The organism is Flavobacterium sp. GW823-FHT06G12 (genome assembly GCF_058794775.1).
Genome location: NZ_JBXAHE010000002.1, coordinates 1322300 through 1340940, shown reverse-complemented (window position 1 = coordinate 1340940; position 18641 = coordinate 1322300). Strand labels below are relative to the sequence as shown.

The 18641-nt window shown below is 33.2% G+C and carries 16 protein-coding genes; 10 read left to right on the top strand and 6 right to left on the bottom strand.

Going from position 1 to position 18641, the window contains the following annotated elements:
• A complete protein-coding gene (locus AC1Q5Z_RS12705) occupies window positions 1–675 on the bottom strand; it encodes a response regulator transcription factor (protein ID WP_286969681.1) in 675 nt (224 codons plus the stop codon).
• A gap of 187 nt (window positions 676–862) precedes the next feature.
• Window positions 863–1072 carry a hypothetical protein gene (locus tag AC1Q5Z_RS12700; protein WP_343589648.1) on the bottom strand — a complete coding sequence of 70 codons (210 nt, stop codon included), beginning with the start codon at window positions 1070–1072 and terminating at the stop codon, window positions 863–865.
• A 313-nt stretch (window positions 1073–1385) separates the two neighbouring features.
• Between AC1Q5Z_RS12700 and polA the strand changes: the two genes are divergently transcribed.
• A complete protein-coding gene (polA, locus tag AC1Q5Z_RS12695; RefSeq protein ID WP_286969677.1) occupies window positions 1386–4226 on the top strand; it encodes a DNA polymerase I in 2841 nt (946 codons plus the stop codon).
• Window positions 4227–4308: 82 nt separating this feature from the next.
• On the opposite strand, the gene AC1Q5Z_RS12690 is transcribed toward polA, so the two are convergent.
• Window positions 4309–5385 carry a hypothetical protein gene (locus tag AC1Q5Z_RS12690; RefSeq protein WP_343589644.1) on the bottom strand — a complete coding sequence of 359 codons (1077 nt, stop codon included), beginning with the start codon at window positions 5383–5385 and terminating at the stop codon, window positions 4309–4311.
• A gap of 73 nt (window positions 5386–5458) precedes the next feature.
• Window positions 5459–7312 (bottom strand): alpha-amylase family glycosyl hydrolase, encoded by a 1854-nt coding sequence (locus AC1Q5Z_RS12685; protein ID WP_492445103.1) that lies wholly within the window; start codon window positions 7310–7312, stop codon window positions 5459–5461.
• A 208-nt stretch (window positions 7313–7520) separates the two neighbouring features.
• Between AC1Q5Z_RS12685 and AC1Q5Z_RS12680 the strand changes: the two genes are divergently transcribed.
• From AC1Q5Z_RS12680 to AC1Q5Z_RS12670, 3 genes are all read left to right on the top strand, one after another.
• A complete protein-coding gene (locus AC1Q5Z_RS12680; protein ID WP_286969671.1) occupies window positions 7521–8591 on the top strand; it encodes a sensor histidine kinase in 1071 nt (356 codons plus the stop codon).
• Window positions 8578–9306 carry a LytR/AlgR family response regulator transcription factor gene (locus AC1Q5Z_RS12675; protein ID WP_343589639.1) on the top strand — a complete coding sequence of 243 codons (729 nt, stop codon included), beginning with the start codon at window positions 8578–8580 and terminating at the stop codon, window positions 9304–9306. The genes AC1Q5Z_RS12680 and AC1Q5Z_RS12675 overlap by 14 nt, the downstream gene beginning before the upstream one ends.
• Before the next feature lie 82 nt (window positions 9307–9388).
• On the top strand, window positions 9389–10501 hold the full coding sequence (locus AC1Q5Z_RS12670; protein ID WP_343589637.1) for a hypothetical protein: 1113 nt from the start codon (window positions 9389–9391) through the stop codon (window positions 10499–10501).
• A gap of 37 nt (window positions 10502–10538) precedes the next feature.
• On the opposite strand, the gene AC1Q5Z_RS12665 is transcribed toward AC1Q5Z_RS12670, so the two are convergent.
• Window positions 10539–11564 carry a LacI family DNA-binding transcriptional regulator gene (locus AC1Q5Z_RS12665; RefSeq protein WP_198854522.1) on the bottom strand — a complete coding sequence of 342 codons (1026 nt, stop codon included), beginning with the start codon at window positions 11562–11564 and terminating at the stop codon, window positions 10539–10541.
• Window positions 11565–11772: 208 nt separating this feature from the next.
• Between AC1Q5Z_RS12665 and AC1Q5Z_RS12660 the strand changes: the two genes are divergently transcribed.
• From AC1Q5Z_RS12660 to tsf, 6 genes are all read left to right on the top strand, one after another.
• Window positions 11773–12519 carry a ferritin-like domain-containing protein gene (locus AC1Q5Z_RS12660; RefSeq protein WP_343589635.1) on the top strand — a complete coding sequence of 249 codons (747 nt, stop codon included), beginning with the start codon at window positions 11773–11775 and terminating at the stop codon, window positions 12517–12519.
• A gap of 25 nt (window positions 12520–12544) precedes the next feature.
• Window positions 12545–13357, top strand: a complete 813-nt coding sequence (locus AC1Q5Z_RS12655) for a ferritin-like domain-containing protein (protein WP_286969666.1) — start codon at window positions 12545–12547, stop codon at window positions 13355–13357.
• Between the two features lie 192 nt (window positions 13358–13549).
• The gene (gene rplM, locus AC1Q5Z_RS12650; protein ID WP_095927953.1) at window positions 13550–14005 is read left to right on the top strand and encodes a 50S ribosomal protein L13; all 456 of its coding nucleotides are present in this window, start codon (window positions 13550–13552) and stop codon (window positions 14003–14005) included.
• Window positions 14005–14391 (top strand): 30S ribosomal protein S9, encoded by a 387-nt coding sequence (gene rpsI, locus AC1Q5Z_RS12645; RefSeq protein WP_035645327.1) that lies wholly within the window; start codon window positions 14005–14007, stop codon window positions 14389–14391. Before rplM ends, rpsI begins: the two co-directional genes overlap by 1 nt.
• A gap of 176 nt (window positions 14392–14567) precedes the next feature.
• Complete coding sequence (gene rpsB / locus AC1Q5Z_RS12640) at window positions 14568–15335, top strand: 30S ribosomal protein S2 (RefSeq protein WP_111367996.1); 768 nt, start codon at window positions 14568–14570, stop codon at window positions 15333–15335.
• A 143-nt stretch (window positions 15336–15478) separates the two neighbouring features.
• Window positions 15479–16441 carry a translation elongation factor Ts gene (gene tsf, locus AC1Q5Z_RS12635; protein ID WP_111426206.1) on the top strand — a complete coding sequence of 321 codons (963 nt, stop codon included), beginning with the start codon at window positions 15479–15481 and terminating at the stop codon, window positions 16439–16441.
• 64 nt (window positions 16442–16505) lie between these two features.
• Here tsf and AC1Q5Z_RS12630 read toward each other — a convergent pair whose 3' ends face one another.
• Window positions 16506–18569 (bottom strand): M3 family metallopeptidase, encoded by a 2064-nt coding sequence (locus AC1Q5Z_RS12630; protein ID WP_492445100.1) that lies wholly within the window; start codon window positions 18567–18569, stop codon window positions 16506–16508.
• Window positions 18570–18641 lie beyond the last annotated feature (72 nt).

Below are 18641 nucleotides of genomic sequence, written 5' to 3'. Positions count from 1 at the left end.
TTATTCGTTTATGCGATAACCTACATTTCGAACAGTTTCGAACCAATCAATAGAAGTGTGTTTGTCCAATTTTTTTCGGAGATTACGAACGTGCACATCTATAAAATTAGAGTCTGAGTTAACCTCCAAAATATCGCCCCAAATATGCTCTGTTAATTGCAATCGTGTAATAACACGGTTTTTGTTTAGAACCAAATACTGAAAAATATCAAATTCTTTTTTAGTCAGATTAATTGGCTGGTCGTTAAAACTCACTCTATAATCCTGAAGTTGCAATAAAAAACCATGAATGCTTAAATTATTAAGAGTAAATCCATGAATTCTGCGAACTACGGCAAATATTCTCGCTGCCAATTCTGTTAGAGCAAAAGGCTTTGTCAAATAATCATCAGCTCCAAGATGAAGTCCATTTATTCTATCATCCAATTCTCCGCGAGCAGTAAGTACAATGACCGCAATTTTTGATTTTGTTTTTCTGATTGCCTGCAAAACCTCAAAACCATCTCCATCAGGCAGTCCAAGATCCAAAAGCATAACATCGTAATCATTGCTTCCGAATTCTTCAAGAGCCTCGGCACAATTATTGGCAATTTTACAGATATATCCTGAGTTGCATAAAAAATCGTAGACCTCTACAGCAAGTTCTTTATTATCTTCTACAATTAAAACATTCATAAGCCCACTATTTAAGCGAAATTAAAATTAATCAATTATCAAAAATGGAGTAGTGTATTATTAAAAAAATTAACGAACGAAAAAAGCTGACAAATTTCTTCATCAGCTTCTTCAATCGCATTTCTCATAATCATTATTCCTGTTTTGCCTTCCTTACAACGCTTCGAAAACAAAACGAGAGCAATTTTTATTTAGCTTTTGCAGGTTCTGGCTTAGCAGCTTCTGTTTTTGGCGCTTCAGTTTTTGCTGATTTTGCTTTTTTATCAGATTTGTGTTTAGGATGTTTGGTTGCTTTTACTTCTTTAGCCGGAGCTTCTTTTCCATCTTTTGCAGGAAATGCATGAACCATTGCACTTGTTCCTAAAACTGCTACTAATAACATTAAAAAATTTCTCATGATTTCTAATATTTATGAATTAATAATTTTTATTTTACAGATCAAAATTACCCTCAGAAAATGAAGCCAAAATGAAGAAATCACTGAATAAAAAATTTTAACTTGATATTAACTCTTTGCTTATTTTCTGGCTAATAAGTTGCATAAATTCATTTAATTGCCTACTATTCTTTACAACATTGAGAAGATGCAATGTATTGCATTTCTACTAAAATGAACTTATACGACTTATATGGTTTAAAAAATTAATTTTCGAAAACCAAATCGTTTTTTAAAACCCAATTGTTTATTTTTACAGACTAATATTTTTAATATGTCAACTCAAAAACGCCTTTTTCTTCTAGATGCTTACGCATTAATTTTTCGTGGTTATTATGCCTTCATAAAAAACCCGAGAATCAACTCAAAAGGAATGGATACATCTGCAATTATGGGTTTTATGAACTCACTTTTGGATGTTATTAAAAGAGAAAAACCAGACCACTTGGCCGTTGCTTTCGATAAAGGCGGAAGCCATGTAAGAACAGAAATGTTTGTTGAATACAAAGCCAATCGTGATGCTACACCAGAAGCAATTAAAATTGCTGTTCCTTATATTCAAGAATTATTAAAAGCAATGCATATTCCGATTATCGAAATCGAAGGCTGTGAAGCCGATGACTTAATTGGAACAATCGCTAAACAAGCAGAAAAACAAAATTACAAAGTCTTCATGGTAACGCCTGATAAGGATTTTGCGCAACTAGTTTCTGAAAATATTTTTATGTATAAACCTGCCCGAATGGGTAACGGAATCGAAATATGGGGTGTTCCTGAGGTTTTAGCAAAATTTGAAATCGAAAGACCAGAACAAGTAATTGATTTTCTTGGAATGATGGGCGACGCTGTAGATAATATTCCTGGATTGCCAGGTGTTGGTGAAGTTACAGCTAAAAAGTTCCTGAAAGAATTTGGAACCATGGAAAACCTTTTAGAAAACACGCATTTACTAAAAGGCAAAATGAAAGAGAACATCGAAGCTAATAAAGAAAAAGGGATTCTTTCTAAAAAATTAGCAGCAATTATTACCGATTGTGATGTTACTTTTAATGAAGAAGACTACGAGCTTTCTCGCCCAGATATCGAAAAAACTGATGCTATTTTTCAAGAATTAGAATTTAGAAGAATGGCAGAACAGTTTGACAATTTATTTAAAACCGATGGCACGCAAACTGCTGCTCCAGCTCCTGATGCCAAATTATACAAAAAAGCACAACCTAAAAATGAAGACCAATTTGATCTTTTTGGAGGCGGAAATACGAATGGAGAAAACGCTGAAATCGAAAGAACTTCGTTTTATAACACTTTAGAAAACACAGAGCATTTTTACCAAACCATTCAAGGCGATTTAGGCATTAAAATGCTTTTGCAGAATTTACAAAAACAGACTTCGGTTTGTTTTGATACTGAAACCACAGGAATCGATGCTTTGCATGCAGAATTGGTCGGAATGTCTTTCTCTTACGAAAAAGGAAAAGCATTTTATGTGCCGTTTCCAGAAAGCCAGGAAGAAGCAAAAGCTTTAGTAGACAAATTTGTTCCGTTTTTTGAAAATGAAAACATTGAGAAAATCGGACAGAATTTAAAATACGATCTAAAAATTCTTTCTAATTATGGCGTAACCGTAAAAGGAAAACTTTTTGATACGATGATTGCGCATTATCTGATTAATCCAGATATGCGTCATAATATGGATATTTTGGCTGAAACGTACTTGAAATATTCTCCAAAATCTATTGAAAGTTTAATTGGTAAAAAAGGAAAAAATCAGCTTAATATGCGCGATGTTCCTTTGGAAGATATTAAAGAATATGCTGCTGAAGATGCCGATATTACTTTACAATTAAAAGAAATATTCACAACCGAGTTAGACAAAACAGAAACTAAAAAGTTGTTCGACGAAATCGAAATTCCGTTAGTAAGCGTATTGGCAGACATGGAAACCGAAGGAATTCGTTTGGATGTAGATTTCTTAAAAGCAATGTCTTCTGAAATGGAAGTTGAAATCAAAGCTTTAGAAGAAAAAATATATGAAACTGCTGGCGAAAAATTCAACTTGGCTTCTCCAAAACAATTAGGAGATATTTTGTTTGATAAACTAAAAATTGGCGGCGCAAAGCAAAAGAAAACCAAAACGGGACAATATGCAACTGGCGAAGAAGTTTTGACTTATTTGGCCAATGACAACCCAATTGTAAAACAGATTTTAGATTGGCGCCAGATGGTAAAACTGCAAAGCACTTATATTTTGGCTTTACCAGAACAAGTTGATAAAAAAACGTTACGCGTTCATACCGATTATATGCAGACTGTTGCGGCAACTGGACGTTTGAGCTCTAATAATCCGAACTTGCAAAATATTCCGATTCGTACCGAAAGAGGCCGTCAGATTCGTAAAGCTTTCGTGGCACGCGATGAAAATTACACTTTAATCTCTGCCGATTACTCGCAAATTGAATTAAGAATTATCGCTGCTTTGAGTGGTGAAGAAAATATGATTGCAGCTTTCCAAAATGGAGAAGACATTCACAAAGCAACCGCAGCAAAAGTTTTTGATGTTCCTTTAGAAGAAGTTTCCCGCGAACAAAGAAGTAATGCAAAAACAGTAAACTTTGGAATTATATATGGTGTTTCTGCTTTTGGTTTGAGCAACCAAACCTCACTTTCTAGAAGCGAAAGTGCTGCATTGATTGATGCTTATTATAAAACATACCCTCGCCTAAAATCTTACATTTCAGAACAAATTGAATTTGCACGCGAAAAAGGTTACGTACAAACTATTTTAGGCCGTCGCAGATATTTAAAAGATATTAATTCTGCTAATGCTGTTGTAAGAAGTGCGGCAGAACGAAATGCTGTAAACGCCCCAATTCAAGGAAGCGCTGCCGATGTGATTAAAATTGCAATGATCAATATTCATAAAAAACTTCGTGACGAAAACTGGAAATCTAAAATGTTACTGCAAGTACATGATGAGCTTGTGTTCGATGTTCACAACGACGAACTCGAAAAAATCCAGCCAATGATTAAACACGAAATGGAAAATGCTTTTAAAATGTCGGTTCCTTTAGAAGTTGAACTCGGAATGGGTAAAGACTGGTTAGAGGCACATTAATATTTCAGTAAAATTTCGGTAAAAAATAAATCCGCCAAAAGTGAATGCTTTTAGCGGATTTTTAATTTATAGAAGTTTAAGGCTAGTATTTATCTGCTTCTGCATATTTTTTTGGAATATCTCCATAGTCTTTAATTTGTTTCCAATAATCTTTTAAGTTCTTTGGTCGAGGTCTCCAGTCTGGATCTGCCATGTTTTTTTGAGCTTCATTCCAATTATTAGCCGTTAAAAAATTTGGATCAATATCGCATCCTGAAAGCTCTTTAATTGGTTTTAGAAATACATAACCATCATAAAAATTTTCTAATGTAAAATTACTACGACCGAAAGAATAGTAACTATCATCTCGTAATTTTCCAAGAGGCGTATTAATCAAATCGAATCCGATTGGTTTATTTTGCAGTTTTTGCATTATAATTTCTATTTTTCCATTTGCTGGCGAAACCAAATTTGGTCTAATTTCAGGTCGATTAGCAAAAGGTTTATGCAATAAAATAGAATATACTAACTGCGGATATTTTGCATACAACTGATTTCCAAAATAACCATCCTCCAACCTCACAAAATCCTGTCCCAGAAAATCATACACAGGAAATTTATATTTTGTAAATGCATGGATATCTCCTGTAATAATCAAAATTTTCTCTTGCTTGGCAATAATTTCTTTCTCTGTAATTCCAAATCGAAATGTTTCTGTATTTCCTCTATAAAATACCTTTTTCATTTTCTCAGGAGTTCGCTGTCCTAAAAACGAGGACCAATCGTAACGATAACTTAAATTTAAGATTCTGAATTTCTTTGCAGATTTAGGCAGTGATTTATTTAACTCCCAAGCAGCCTTGTACAAATCAGTATATCCTTTAAAAACCCAGCCTGAATTATAGTTAAACATTAATTTTCTAGCTAGATCTTCATTATACTCAGGAGCAGAGACTAAAGAATCTAATTTTATCTGATCCTCACTTGCCCCAAATTCCATTCCCAAATTATAGACGTTGTTTTTATACAGAACAGGAATCAAATTCTTTACTAATAAGAGGTTTTCTTTAACTCGATGTTCCTCGGCCAGTAGGATTATATCTTTTTCTGCAAACTTTGAAACAATATATTCTTCAGGGCTTTTGTAATTATTTGACAAATATTGAACTGAATTCTCCATTTCATCAGACTGACAAAAGATACAGAGAGGAAAAAGAATCGAAAGAAAAACTATACTTTTTTTAAACATCTTTTTATTTATTTAATTCTAAAACCCACATTTTTGTTGATGGAATAATTGTCTTTTTGGAAGTTGAAAAACTTTCTTCGGTAATCACATTTTTAGCAGAAGTAAAACCAGCAGTTCTTTCATCATATTTTTGAAAGTCAATTTCTTTTTCAGAACTACTTGTATTCATCACACACATTATTGTTTGGTTGTCGTCATATCTAAAGTAAATATATAAGCCTTCAACAGGTGTATAATGCATCATTTTTCCCGTTTTTATTGCTGATGCATTTTTTCTAAAATTAGCCAGTTTACGAACCAACTCTTGTGTCGATTTTTCGTCATCCGTCATTCCTTTTCCTGTAAAAGCATTTTTTTCATCTTCTTTCCATCCTCCTGGAAAATCAGCCCTTAGTAAGCCATCTGGATTTTTAAATCCCTTCATCAAAACTTCAGAACCATAATATAGCTGTGGAATTCCTCTGCAAGTTAGCAACCACTGAAAGCCCATTTTTTGCTTTTCTACATTTTCTCCCATTAATGAAAAAAATCGAGCCTCGTCATGATTGTCCAAAAGCAATACTTTCTGCATTGGATTTTTACTCAAAAAATCACTACTCAAAGTATAATACAATTGATTAACTCCGCCTTTCCACCCAAAAGGTTCTGTCAAAGCTGGAATGATTCCGTAATACAAACTCTGAAAATCTACAACTGAAGGCAAATTGCTTTTGAACGGTGTATCTATATTATTTTCCTCAAAATAAGCCTGATTTGCTACGCCGTGCACCATGATTTCGCCAAAAATGGAAATCTTAGGAAACTCATCCATAATTGCTTTGTTGCAGCGATTGGCAAAATTAAGATCATTATAAGTATAAGTATCAAGACGCACGCCATCAATACCAAACTTTTCAATATGCCAAATGCAATTTTGGATAATGAAATTGGCCATAAACGGATTATCTTGATTAATGTCTGGCATTATTTTATCAAACCATCCATCGCTCATTTTCTTTTTATCTGATTTTGTTCCATAAGGATCAAAAAGCGGGATTTCTCTATAATTGGTTTGAGTATATTCTGGCCAGCGATGAACCCAATCATTTGCTGGAGGATCTAGTTCTAGAAAATGAAATGATCCAATATGATTATAAACAGCATCAAAAATAAGCTTCATTCCCCTTGAGTGAAGCTGATTACTCAATTTTTCATACATCGCATCTCCACCATATCTTTGATCAATTTTGTAATGATTTGTAATTGCGTAACCATGCTCTGTTCTTTTCTCCATATCATTTTCCATAACTGGAGTAAACCACAATGCTGTAACTCCAAGCCCCTGAATATAGTCCAGATTATTAATCACACCTTGTAAATCTCCGCCATGGCGATCATACATTTCTTTTCGGTCAAGAGATTGGTCTCTCATTCCTTTTACTTTGTCATTTGCAATATCTCCATTACTAAAACGGTCCACCATAATTAATTCTATAAAATCACTTGAAGTAACTCCTTGCGCATACTGTGTTCCATTACCCGATTTTCGATTATAAAGAGGCCATTTGATTTTCTGTTTTCCTGACTTTTGATTCAATTCAATAATTACATCACCAGCAACAGTTTCTGGCGCAATAGTTATATCAATAGCAATATATTTTGCATTTGGAAAAGAATATGTTTTGTTAATCGTTATTCCGGGATAATTAATGCCTACTTTATCTGTTGTAAAAGAATCATCAATACTTCGAATTAATAACTGTATAGAATTGGTTTTCATTCCTACCCACCAATTTGTCGGGTAAACTTTAGTATTCTTGGCATTTATTACCCAAGAAAAACAAAATAGCAACATTAAAGTTAAAGCGGTTTTCTTCATGATAGTTTTTTTAAATTACATTAGTCAGCGAAAGATATCATGCTTTTCTACCATCAAAAAGACACTTATTTAAACAACATGCTTTGTGTTGCAAACAACAATACAAAAACCGCTATGTTATTTAAACAAGAAAACTGTTTTCTACCACATTACGATTTTATTCTAAAGCAAAACCACTAGCTTTACAATTAAAGAAACAAACTCGATAATGAACGAACTGGCTATTTATCCTGAAAATACATTTCAAAAAATAAGACTTTATATCAGCTACTGGTTGGGATATATTTTATTATTCAGCTTAGTGCAAGGTTTGCCAACAAATGATTTTTGGAGGGCTTTTTATAATGAATGTTATAGTGTTTTCCCTAAAATTATATTTGTTCTACTGATTGTAGAAGTAGCAATGCCAAAATTGTTTTTCAGAAAAAAAAAGACGCTATTTATTTTTGTTTATTTGATTTCGATCCTCTTCTTTGCATTCCTTCAGCGGTTAATTGACAATTATATCATTATTGCATTCTATTTGACTGAGTGGAAATCGGAACCGCTTTTTTCTGCTCCTGTATATTTATATAATGTAATTAAACTGCAATTTGTTGTCACGGTTCCTTTAATCATTAAACTTGTTTATTACATTGCCGAAGCTAAAAACAAAGTGCAGCTGATTATTTCCGAAAAACTCCAAGCCGAATTGTTTTCTCTTCGAAATCAGTTTCATCCCCACTTTTTATTTAATGTTCTCAATAGTCTGTATTCAAAAATTTTAAGTAAATCTGACGATTCTGCAGATATAGTCCTTAAAATCTCAGATTTTCTCCGATATTCTGTTTATGAGGTAAATACCAAACATATTCCTTTGGAGAAAGAAATTGAATATCTACAAAATTATATTTCACTTCAACAGTTAAGATTTGATAACAGACTCGAACTAAGTTTCAGTACAAACGGAATTACAGAAAATCAAGTTATTGAGCCTTTCTTAATTCTTCCTTTTATAGAAAACAGTTTTAAATATTGTCTGGATGATGTCAGTCTAAAAGCATGGATTACAATTTCAATTACATTTTCTGAAGAATGGCTAATAATTAAAATTGAGAATAGTCTCCCGCAAGATTTTTTCGAAAACAAAAAAACTAAAAATCCATATAGCGGTATCGGAATTTCTAATGTTAAAAGGCGTTTAGAACTTCTTTATCCTCAAAATCATATTTTAAATATCAAAAATGAAGTTGAATCTTTTTTTGTCTCTTTAAAAATTAAAATTAATGACACCAACTAGAATAAGCTGTATTATTATAGAAGATGAACTTCCTGCATCTATATTGCTTGAAATGCATATTGCCAAATTTGATTTTTTAGATTTGAAAGGAAAATTCATGAGCACCAATAATGCCTTGGGATATTTGAAAACCAACAATATAGACTTGCTTTTTTTAGATATTAATCTGCCAGGCAAATCAGGGATTGAATTTGCTAAATCACTGCCAAAAGATATCGGAATTATTTTTACAACTGCCAATTCACAATATGCTGTCGAAGGATTTGACCTAGAAGCTATTGATTATTTATTAAAACCTATTTCTTTGGAACGATTTTCAAAAGCAATACAAAAATATAGTAAAATCCAAAAAACGAATCAGCAGTTTGAAAAGCTTGCACAAGCTGAAATTGAACAGCCTTTTATATTTGTCAAGTGCGAAAGAAAAACATTAAAAATATATCTGAACGAAATAGATTATTTTGAGTCACAAGGCAATTATTTAATTATTCATACAGAAAAAGATTCTTTTAAAACTCATCAGTCTATTACCGAAATGATTGAAAAATTACCCGAAGGTTTTTTTTTCAGAATACATCGTTCCTTTTTGATTCCGTTAAAAAAGGTTTCTCAATTTAATAGTCGCTCTGTAACTATTAAAAACAAGATTCTGCCAATTGGAAGACTATATAGTAATGCAACAATAAATTCTTTACAATTGTTTAATTCTAACTAGTTTGAAATGGATATTTACTAAAAAACATATTTTTTTTATATTGTAAATATTTTCTTTCTTTATAAAATCTTATAATCAAAAAATGAAAAAGCTTTATATTCTATTTTTTTTACTTTATTCAACAATTTCATTTTGTCAGAACAAGATTTATTATCTAGAAGGAACTTTAGGCAAAAGTACAATCTTTATGACGCTTCAGGTTTATAAATCTGACAATGAAACTAACCTAACTGCAGTTTATTTCTATAAGAATTCGCTAAAAGACATTAAACTCGAAGCAAAATTAAAAGACAATAATTACTCATTTTATTTTAAACCTAGCGATGTTATTACCGAGAAGTTTTACCTGAAAAAATCGGGTAATAATTTTGACGGATTTTGGTATGATGCTAAAGAGAAACAATTGGCTGTTCATCTTGAACCTGTAAATTTTGACAACTACAAATCAAATCTCAAAATTAGATTTGATGACGAACGTTTAAATCTAGTGAAATACAAATTCCTTGAATTCAAAAAACAGAAAACCACACTGTATAACAATAAAGAATTTGTTTGGTATTCTGAAAAACATTGCGATTCTGATTTTTTTAGATTAGGAAACAATTTTACAGCAAAAAACAAGGCTCTGATTAATCCAATCTTAGAAAGCATACATATTGAAAATACATTATCTCAGCTTAATTGCGCTTCTAGTTTTGAATACAGCCAAGGAAAAGGCATTGAAGGAAATACGACAATTAACTTTCTGAATAATGATTTATTAGGTTTTCAAGTTTCGATGTTTTGGGACTGCGGAGCCGCTCATCCCGATTTTGGAAGTAGCGGTTACCTTATTGATTTAAACAACAGAAAACAATATGGAATTGATGACATTCTAGCTTTTGACAAAAGCGTAACTGGCGACAGTGAAAACAATTTTGATGCTTTTTCAAAATATCGAAATGATTATTTTGCACCGAAATTACTTGCTGTAATTAATTCTCAGGAACATTTTGAAAAACCAAAAAATGAAGACGACTATTGTGATTACACCAATGCAGAATACTGGCGTTATGCAGCTTGGAATTATACAGAAAAAGGAATAGAATTTACTCCAAGTTTCTACAGAGCAGCCAGAAATTGCGAAGAATCTTTTTTAGTTCCTTTTGAGAGATTAAGAAAGTACAAAAATCCTAAATTCCCATATTCATTATAAAATAAAAAACCCATCAGTTTTTGCTGATGGGTTTTCTTTATACTTTTCTAGTAGATTCTCTTTCTTTTAATTTTGTCTTAATGACGATCGTTTCATATTCAGAGACTGTTCCTTCAGGTTCTTCCAATCTTTCAATTAATCTTTTTGCTGCAACTTCTCCAATCTCAACACCATGCTGACTTACTGTTGTCAAACTTGGCGATAAACGTCTTGAAGCCAAAATACCATCTGCAAAACCAATAATCGAAATATCTTCTGGAACTCTGTAGCCTTTTTTCAAACTTACTCTTAAAGCTGCAACCGAATCATTTTCGTCCAAAGCAAAAATTCCATCGATTTTATGATCAAAAATAGAATCAATTTTAGCTTTCATATCATCTTCAGAATCGGTACGAAGAATAATTTTTTCGTTAACTGGAATATTATTGTCTTTTAATGCTTTTAAATATCCGTCAGCTCTTAATTTTCCAACACTTAAATTGTCTACAGAAGAAATTAAAGCAATGTTTTTACATCCTAAATTTATTAAATGCTGTGTTGAGTTTAATGCCGAATCAAAATCGTCTACCACAACTTTATCGCAGTCTACTTCATCTGCAATACGATCAAACATTACGATTGGCGTTCCGTCGTTAATTATTTCAGAAAAATGATTGTAATCTTGAAGTTTTTGGGCTTCTTGAGAAACCGAAAGGATAAATCCGTCAATAGTTCCGTTACTCAACATTTCAAGCGTATGAATTTCCTTTTCTAAAGACTCATTAGAGATACAGGTAATTACATTATATCCTTTTTTATCGGCAACTTTCTCAATACCACTAAAAACTTTCGCAAAGAAAGAATTTAAAATATTAGGAATAATTACTCCAATCGTTTTTGTCTTACGATTCTTAAGATTCAAACCAATAACATTCGGCTTATAATTTTTGAGTTTGGCATACTCCTTAATCTTAACCTTCGTTTGTTCACTAATTTCAGGACTGTCATTCAATGCTTTAGATACAGTCGAAACAGAAACACCTAGTTCCTTGGCAATTTGTTTTAGAGTTGCTTTAGCTTTCATCCTATTGAATTTTATGTAATTAATACAAATATAGTAGAATTACCGAAAATAAAACAAAAAGAAGCTATTAGTATTTAAAAACATAAGTCTTTTCGAAATAATAATTAAATAAAGCTATTTCTCAAAACCGCACTTACAAAAATTTCGTTAATAATTAAATACCAGATAACTAGAGACCAACTGTTGTTAACTATTAAAAAACTTGATTATGAAAAACGAAGTTAAAATTCATGAAGTAGATCCTTCATTGAATAGTAGAAGGAGCTTTCTTAAGCTCAGTGGATTAACCTTGGCTACCACAGGTTTAATTCTAGCTGGCTGCAGCGATAATGACAACGACAATGATATGCCAGACACTTCTTTGCCAGGAATAAGAAATGGTGTTTTCGATTTAGGCTCTGGAGATTTTGGAGTACTAACCTATGCGTATGCTCTAGAACAATTAGAAGCCGACTTTTATACTAAAGTAGTTAATGGAAGTGGTTTTAATTCTGTTTTCAGCAGCGTTGAACGCGAAGTACTAACAGACTTATATCACCACGAAGTAGTCCATAGAGATTTTTTTAAAGCTACTTTAAACGCATTACTACCAAATCCGAGTACTCAATTACTTCCAACTTTGGCGTTTAATTATGGATCCTTAAATTTTAATAGCCGTACCGAAGTTTTGGCGACTGCAAAAGCATTAGAAGACACAGGAGTAGCCGCCTATAATGGAGCAGGAAAATTAATTAAAACTGCGGACTACTTATTATTAGCTGGAAAAATTGTTTCTGTAGAAGCGAGACATGCCTCAGCAATAAGAAGTTTGATTAATCCGAATTCTAAAGATTTTGCCGGAGATGATATTGTAAATATGTCTACAGGTTTAGATGATGCCAAAGATCCTTCTAAAATTCTGCCGATTGCTGCTGGTTTTATCACTACGAAATTTACAGCTAAATACTTGCCTTAATCTTAACCGTTAAAACTTAGAAATTATGAACATTTTAAAATTTATAGAATCCTTTACTGATGACAATTTAATGAATAGTACAGGTTCAAGAAGAGACAGTTTTACACATTTTGGAAATATTGGTAAAAATTTAGCTTTAGCCTCAATTCCTTTCGGATTATCAGCTCTAACCAATAAAGTTTTTGCACAAGACATTACAGCAACGCCTGCAACTCCAATCGGAGCTTTACAATTTGCTTTAACCTTAGAATATCTTGAAAACGAATTTTATGCTATGGCATTAGATTCTGGAGTAATACCAGCTTCTGAAAATGGCGGGCGCGATTTAAAAGTATTTCAGCAAATAGCGGCGCACGAATCTGATCATGTGAAATTTTTAATTGCTGGATTGGGTGGCACAGCCAGTGCTAACTTCGTTCCAAAGCCTACTTTTGACTTCACTGTTGGAGGCGCTTTTGACCCTTTTCATGATTATCCAACCTTTTTAGCTTTGGCACAAGCTTTTGAAGATACTGGAGTTAGAGCTTATAAAGGACAAGCAGCAAATTTAATTACAACACCAGATTTATTGACTGCAGCATTACAAATTCATTCTGTTGAAGCGCGCCATGCTTCTGAAGTTAGAAGATTACGAGGTTTAAAAGGATGGATATCAAATGCCGAACGAGGTGCCGGAATGCCAGCTGCAACGCAAGCTGTATATGATGGCGAAGGTGTAACTATGCAGGCAGGATTTAATACAGCAACAGCATTTGGAGCTGCAGCGGGCTCAGAAGCTTATGATGAGCCACTTACAACCCAACAAGTGGTTGATATTGCCAACATATTTATTGTATAATCTTTTTTTTCAAAATATTTAACCGTCTTTACTTTATTGTGGAGACGGTTTTTTTATTCACTAAATAATCAAAAAACTGAAGCCCTGATTTTCAGTAGATAAAATATTCTTTCAGGTATTTGGTTTTAAAATAATTAATTGTACTTTTGCATCCCCTTTATTGGGGATGGAATGTTTAATTAAAATAATATTATGGACGCATTAAGCTACAAAACAGTTTCAGCAAGTAAAGCCACTGTAACTAAAGAGTGGATTGTTGTTGACGCTGAAGGTCATAACTTAGGACGTCTTGCTTCAAAGGTTGCAATGATCTTAAGAGGTAAGTACAAACCAAGTTATACACCACACGTTGACTGTGGAGATAACGTAATTGTTATCAACTCAGAAAAAATTAACCTTACAGGTACAAAATTGAATGACAAAATTTACATGCGTCATACAGGTTACCCAGGAGGACAAAGAACTTTAACTGCTAAAGTATTGCAAGCTAAAAACCCTGCATTATTAGTAGAAAAAGCTGTAAAAGGTATGTTACCTAAAAACAAATTAGGAGCTGAACTTTTTAGAAATCTAAATGTTGTTGTAGGATCTGAGCACACTCACGGAGCTCAAAAACCTAGAACTGTTAACCTAAATGATCTTAAGTAATGGGAGTTATTCACAAAATCGGTAGAAGAAAAACCGCTGTTGCACGTGTTTACGTTTCTGAAGGAACTGGAAACATCACTGTAAACAAAAAAGAATTCGCAACTTACTTTCCAACTGCAACTTTACAGTACAAAGTTTTACAACCGCTTTCTATGACAGAAAACGCTGGTAACTTTGACGTAAAAGTAAACGTTTACGGAGGTGGTACAACTGGTCAAGCAGAAGCTGTAAGAATGGCATTAGCACGCGTAATGTGTGAAGTTAACGCTGAAAACAGAGGAATCCTTAAACCAGAAGGTTTATTAACAAGAGACCCAAGAATGGTTGAACGTAAGAAATTCGGTCAGAAGAAAGCTCGTAAGAGATTCCAATTCTCTAAACGTTAATATTACCTGTCTTGTTCAAATGGGACAAGACATTATCAATTATTTATTGAAATTAAAAAACACAGTTATTGTTGCTCTCCTATCGAGGTAGGATATAGTTTAGCATCTAAATGTATAAAGCCAGAGAAATCGCCATTTATACATTGCTAATCAACAGAACGTAAACTAGTACAAAAATGGCAAACAAAATAGAAGTAAAAGAATTACTAGAAGCAGGTGTTCACTTCGGACACATGACTAGAAAATGGGATCCAAATATGGCTCCTTACATTTATATGGAGCGTAATGGTATTCACATTATCAATCTATATAAAACTGCAGCTAAAATTGAAGAAGCTAACGAAGCTTTGAAAAAAATCGCTGCATCAGGTAGAAAAATCTTATTCGTAGCTACCAAAAAACAAGCTAAAGACATCGTTGCTGATAAAGCAAAAGCTGCAAATATGCCTTACATCACTGAAAGATGGCCAGGTGGAATGTTAACTAACTTCGTAACTATCAGAAAGGCAGTTAAAAAAATGTCTTCTATCGATAAAATGAAGAAAGATGGTACATTCAACACTCTATCTAAAAAAGAGCGTTTGCAAGTTGATCGTCTACGTGCTAAATTGGAGAAAAACTTAGGTTCAATTGCTGATATGTCTAGACTACCTGCAGCATTGTTCGTAGTAGATATCAAAGCTGAACACATCGCAATAAAAGAAGCTCAAAAATTAAACATTCCAGTTTTCGCAATGGTTGATACGAATTCTGACCCAAGAGAGGTTGATTACGTAATTCCTGCAAATGATGATGCTTCTAAATCAATTGACAAAATTTTATCTTTAGTGACTACTGCAGTAATCGAAGGTCTTTCAGACAGAGGTGCTGAGAAAGAAGTTGAAGCTGCTGAAGAAGCTCCTGCTGTTGAAGCTGAAGCTCCTGCAACTGAAACTGAAGAATAAATCAAAATTTAAATTCCAAATTTTAAATTCCAAAATCCAAGACAAAATTAAAAACGTTATGTTGATAATTTATTAAAATTGGAGTTTGGGATTTAAAAGCTGGAATTTTTTACTTTTAAAAACATATTAAAACTTAAAATATTATGGCAACAATTACTGCTGCAGACGTAAATAAATTAAGACAATCTACAGGTGCCGGAATGATGGACTGTAAAAAGGCTTTAGTTGAAGCTGAAGGAGATTTCGATAAAGCTATCCAAATCCTTAGAGAAAAAGGACAAAAAGTTGCTGCTAACCGTTCTGACCGTGAGTCTTCTGAAGGAGCTGCTGTTTCTTTTATCAATGCTGACCACACTAAAGGAGCTATCATCACTTTAAACTGCGAAACTGACTTCGTAGGTAAAAATGAAGCTTTCGTAACTTTAGCTAAAGATTTAGTTGAAAGAGCTATCAACTTCTCTAATAAAGAAGAATTTTTAGCTTCTGATTTCAACGGAATCACTGTTGCTGAAAAATTAATCGAGCAAACTGGTGTTATCGGTGAGAAAATCGAAATCGGTGGTTTTGAAATTTTAGAAGGTGCTTACGTTGGATCTTATGTTCACGTTAATAAAATTGCTGCTTTAACTGCAATTTCTGCTCCAGTTGCTAACGCTGAAGCTTTAACAAAAGACGTTTCTATGCAAGTTGCTTCTATGGGAGCTGATACATTATCTTACAAAGATTTTGATCCTGCTTTCGTTGAATCTGAACTTGCTGCTCGTATTGCTGTAATCGAAAAGGACAATGAAGAAGCTGCACGTTTAGGAAAAACTTTAAAAAATGTTCCTAAATATATCTCTTTCTCTCAATTAACTCCTGAGGTTATCAAACAAGCTGAAGAAGATGCAAAAGCGGAATTAAAAGCTGAAGGTAAACCAGAACAAATCTGGGACAAAATTCTTCCAGGAAAAGTACAACGTTTCATCTCTGACAACACTACTTTAGATCAAGAAAAAGCTTTATTAGATCAAAACTTCATCAAAGATGATAGTAAAAAAGTTGGTGATTACGTTAAAGGATTCAACGTTGAAATTACAGGTTTCAAAAGAGTTACTTTAGGTTAATATATTATTTTTTCAATATTAAAAAGCCCGAATATTTAGTTATTCGGGCTTTTTTTATTTCATTTTAGCTTTCAATTGGAAAGTTTCTAGCTCGCATCAACGCATCTGATTGCGGAGCATGTCCTCTGAAATTCTCGTACATTTCTTCATTATCAATCGTATTTCCAACACTCAAAACTGTTTTATAAAGACGTTCAGAAACCTTCTTGTCAAATGGTCCTCCAGCTTCTAAAAAAGCTTCATAAGCATCTGCATTGATTACATCTGCCCATAAATAACTGTAATATCCCGCTGCATACCCATCGCTCGAAAAAATATGAGCAAACTGCGGAATTCTGTGCCTCATTACAATTTCTGACGGCATATTTATTTCATTCAAAACTTTCTTTTCAAAAGCATGAGGATCAATTAATTCGGTTGTCAAATGCAATTTCATATCGACAAATGAACTTGAAATCGTTTCTACTGTTGCAAAACCTTCATTAAAATTAGCAGCTTTTCCGATTCTCTCCACCAGCGATTGAGACAAAGGCTCGTTTGTTTTATAATGAAGCGCGAACTTGTTTAAAACCTCTGGAGTTGCTAACCAATGTTCTAATAACTGCGACGGAAACTCTACATAATCTCTTGCAACCGAAGTTCCCGAAAGACTTGGATAAGTGACATTTGAACACAGCCCATGTAGAGCATGCCCAAATTCATGAAACAAAGTTGTTGCATCATCCCATGAAATTAAAACAGGTTCATCACTATTTCCTTTAATAAAATTGCAGTTATTTGACACAATAGGAAGCACATTTCCTTTTATCTTCTGCTGATCTCTATGCGAATTCATCCATGCGCCTGAACGCTTACCAACGCGCGCATACGGATCAAAATACCATAATCCAATTGGTTCTCCAGTATTTTTGTTATTCACTTCCCAAACACGAACGTCAGAATGATAAACGGGAACATCAAATAATTGCTTGAAACCTAAATCGAATAATTTGCCCGCCGTCCAAAACATTCCTTCTCGCAAATTTTCTAACTGCAAATATTGCTTAATTTCATTCTGGTCTAGATCGTATTTAGCTTTTCGCACTTTCTCAGCATAATAGCGATAATCCCAAGGCTGAATTTTAAAATTATCCCCATCATTATCTACCATTTCCTGCATTGCAGAAACATCATTTTTTACTTTGTCTACAGCGGGTTTCCATACCGAATTCATTAAATCGAGTGTCTTCTGCGGATCTTTGGCCATTTTATTAGACAAACTCCATTCAGCAAAATTAGCAAAGCCTAAAATCTTAGCTTTTTCAGCCCTCAATTTCAAAATAGAAACAAGTGTTTCATTAGTGTCATTTTCGTTTTTATTATCGCCTCTCTTTACAAAAACATCAAAAGCTTGTTCTCTCAAACTTCTTTTGTTGGAAAACGTAAGAAACGGTTCGATTGAAGATCTTGTATTTCCAATGCATCCTAAAACATTTAGATTTCTTTCTTTAGCTTCAGCAATAGCGGCATTTTTAAATTCTTCAGGCAGACCATCAAAATCAAGTTCTGTTTTTAATTCTACATACTGATCATTTTCTTCTGCTAGTAATTTTTGACTAAAAGCAGTAAAAAGTCCTGCCAATTCCTGATTTATTTTAGCAACTTTATCTTTGTCTTGTTGGTTCAACTCTGCTCCTTCTCTAACAAAATCGGTATAATATAACCAAAGTAAACGCTGCTGTTCTTTAGTTAAATTCTGTTTTTCATCCGATTTGTATAGGGCTTCAATTCTAGAAAACAATTTCTCATTTTGATACAATCTATCACTAATCTCAGCCAATTTCGGCGACATTTCAGTGTCAACAATATTAAATTCAGGAGTACTCAGATTAGATCTATAAATGCCGTAAACTGCATGAATTCGATCTAATTTATCACCAGAAAGCTCTAAAGCCTTGATTGTATTTTCAAATGTTGGCTTCTCTGGATTATTTGTGATGGTATCAATTTCTTCCAACTTTTCTTTTATAGCAAATTCTATTGCTGGCCTAAAATCCGAAACTTTATAAGCTGTAAAATCTGGAACGCCTCCATAAGGCCCTGACCAATCTCTTAACAACGAATTATCTAATTCTTCTGGTGTTTTCATAAACAAATACATTAATTAATTCTGTGCAAAATCTAACTCATAAAAAATGCAACAGCATCTCAAAATTAATCA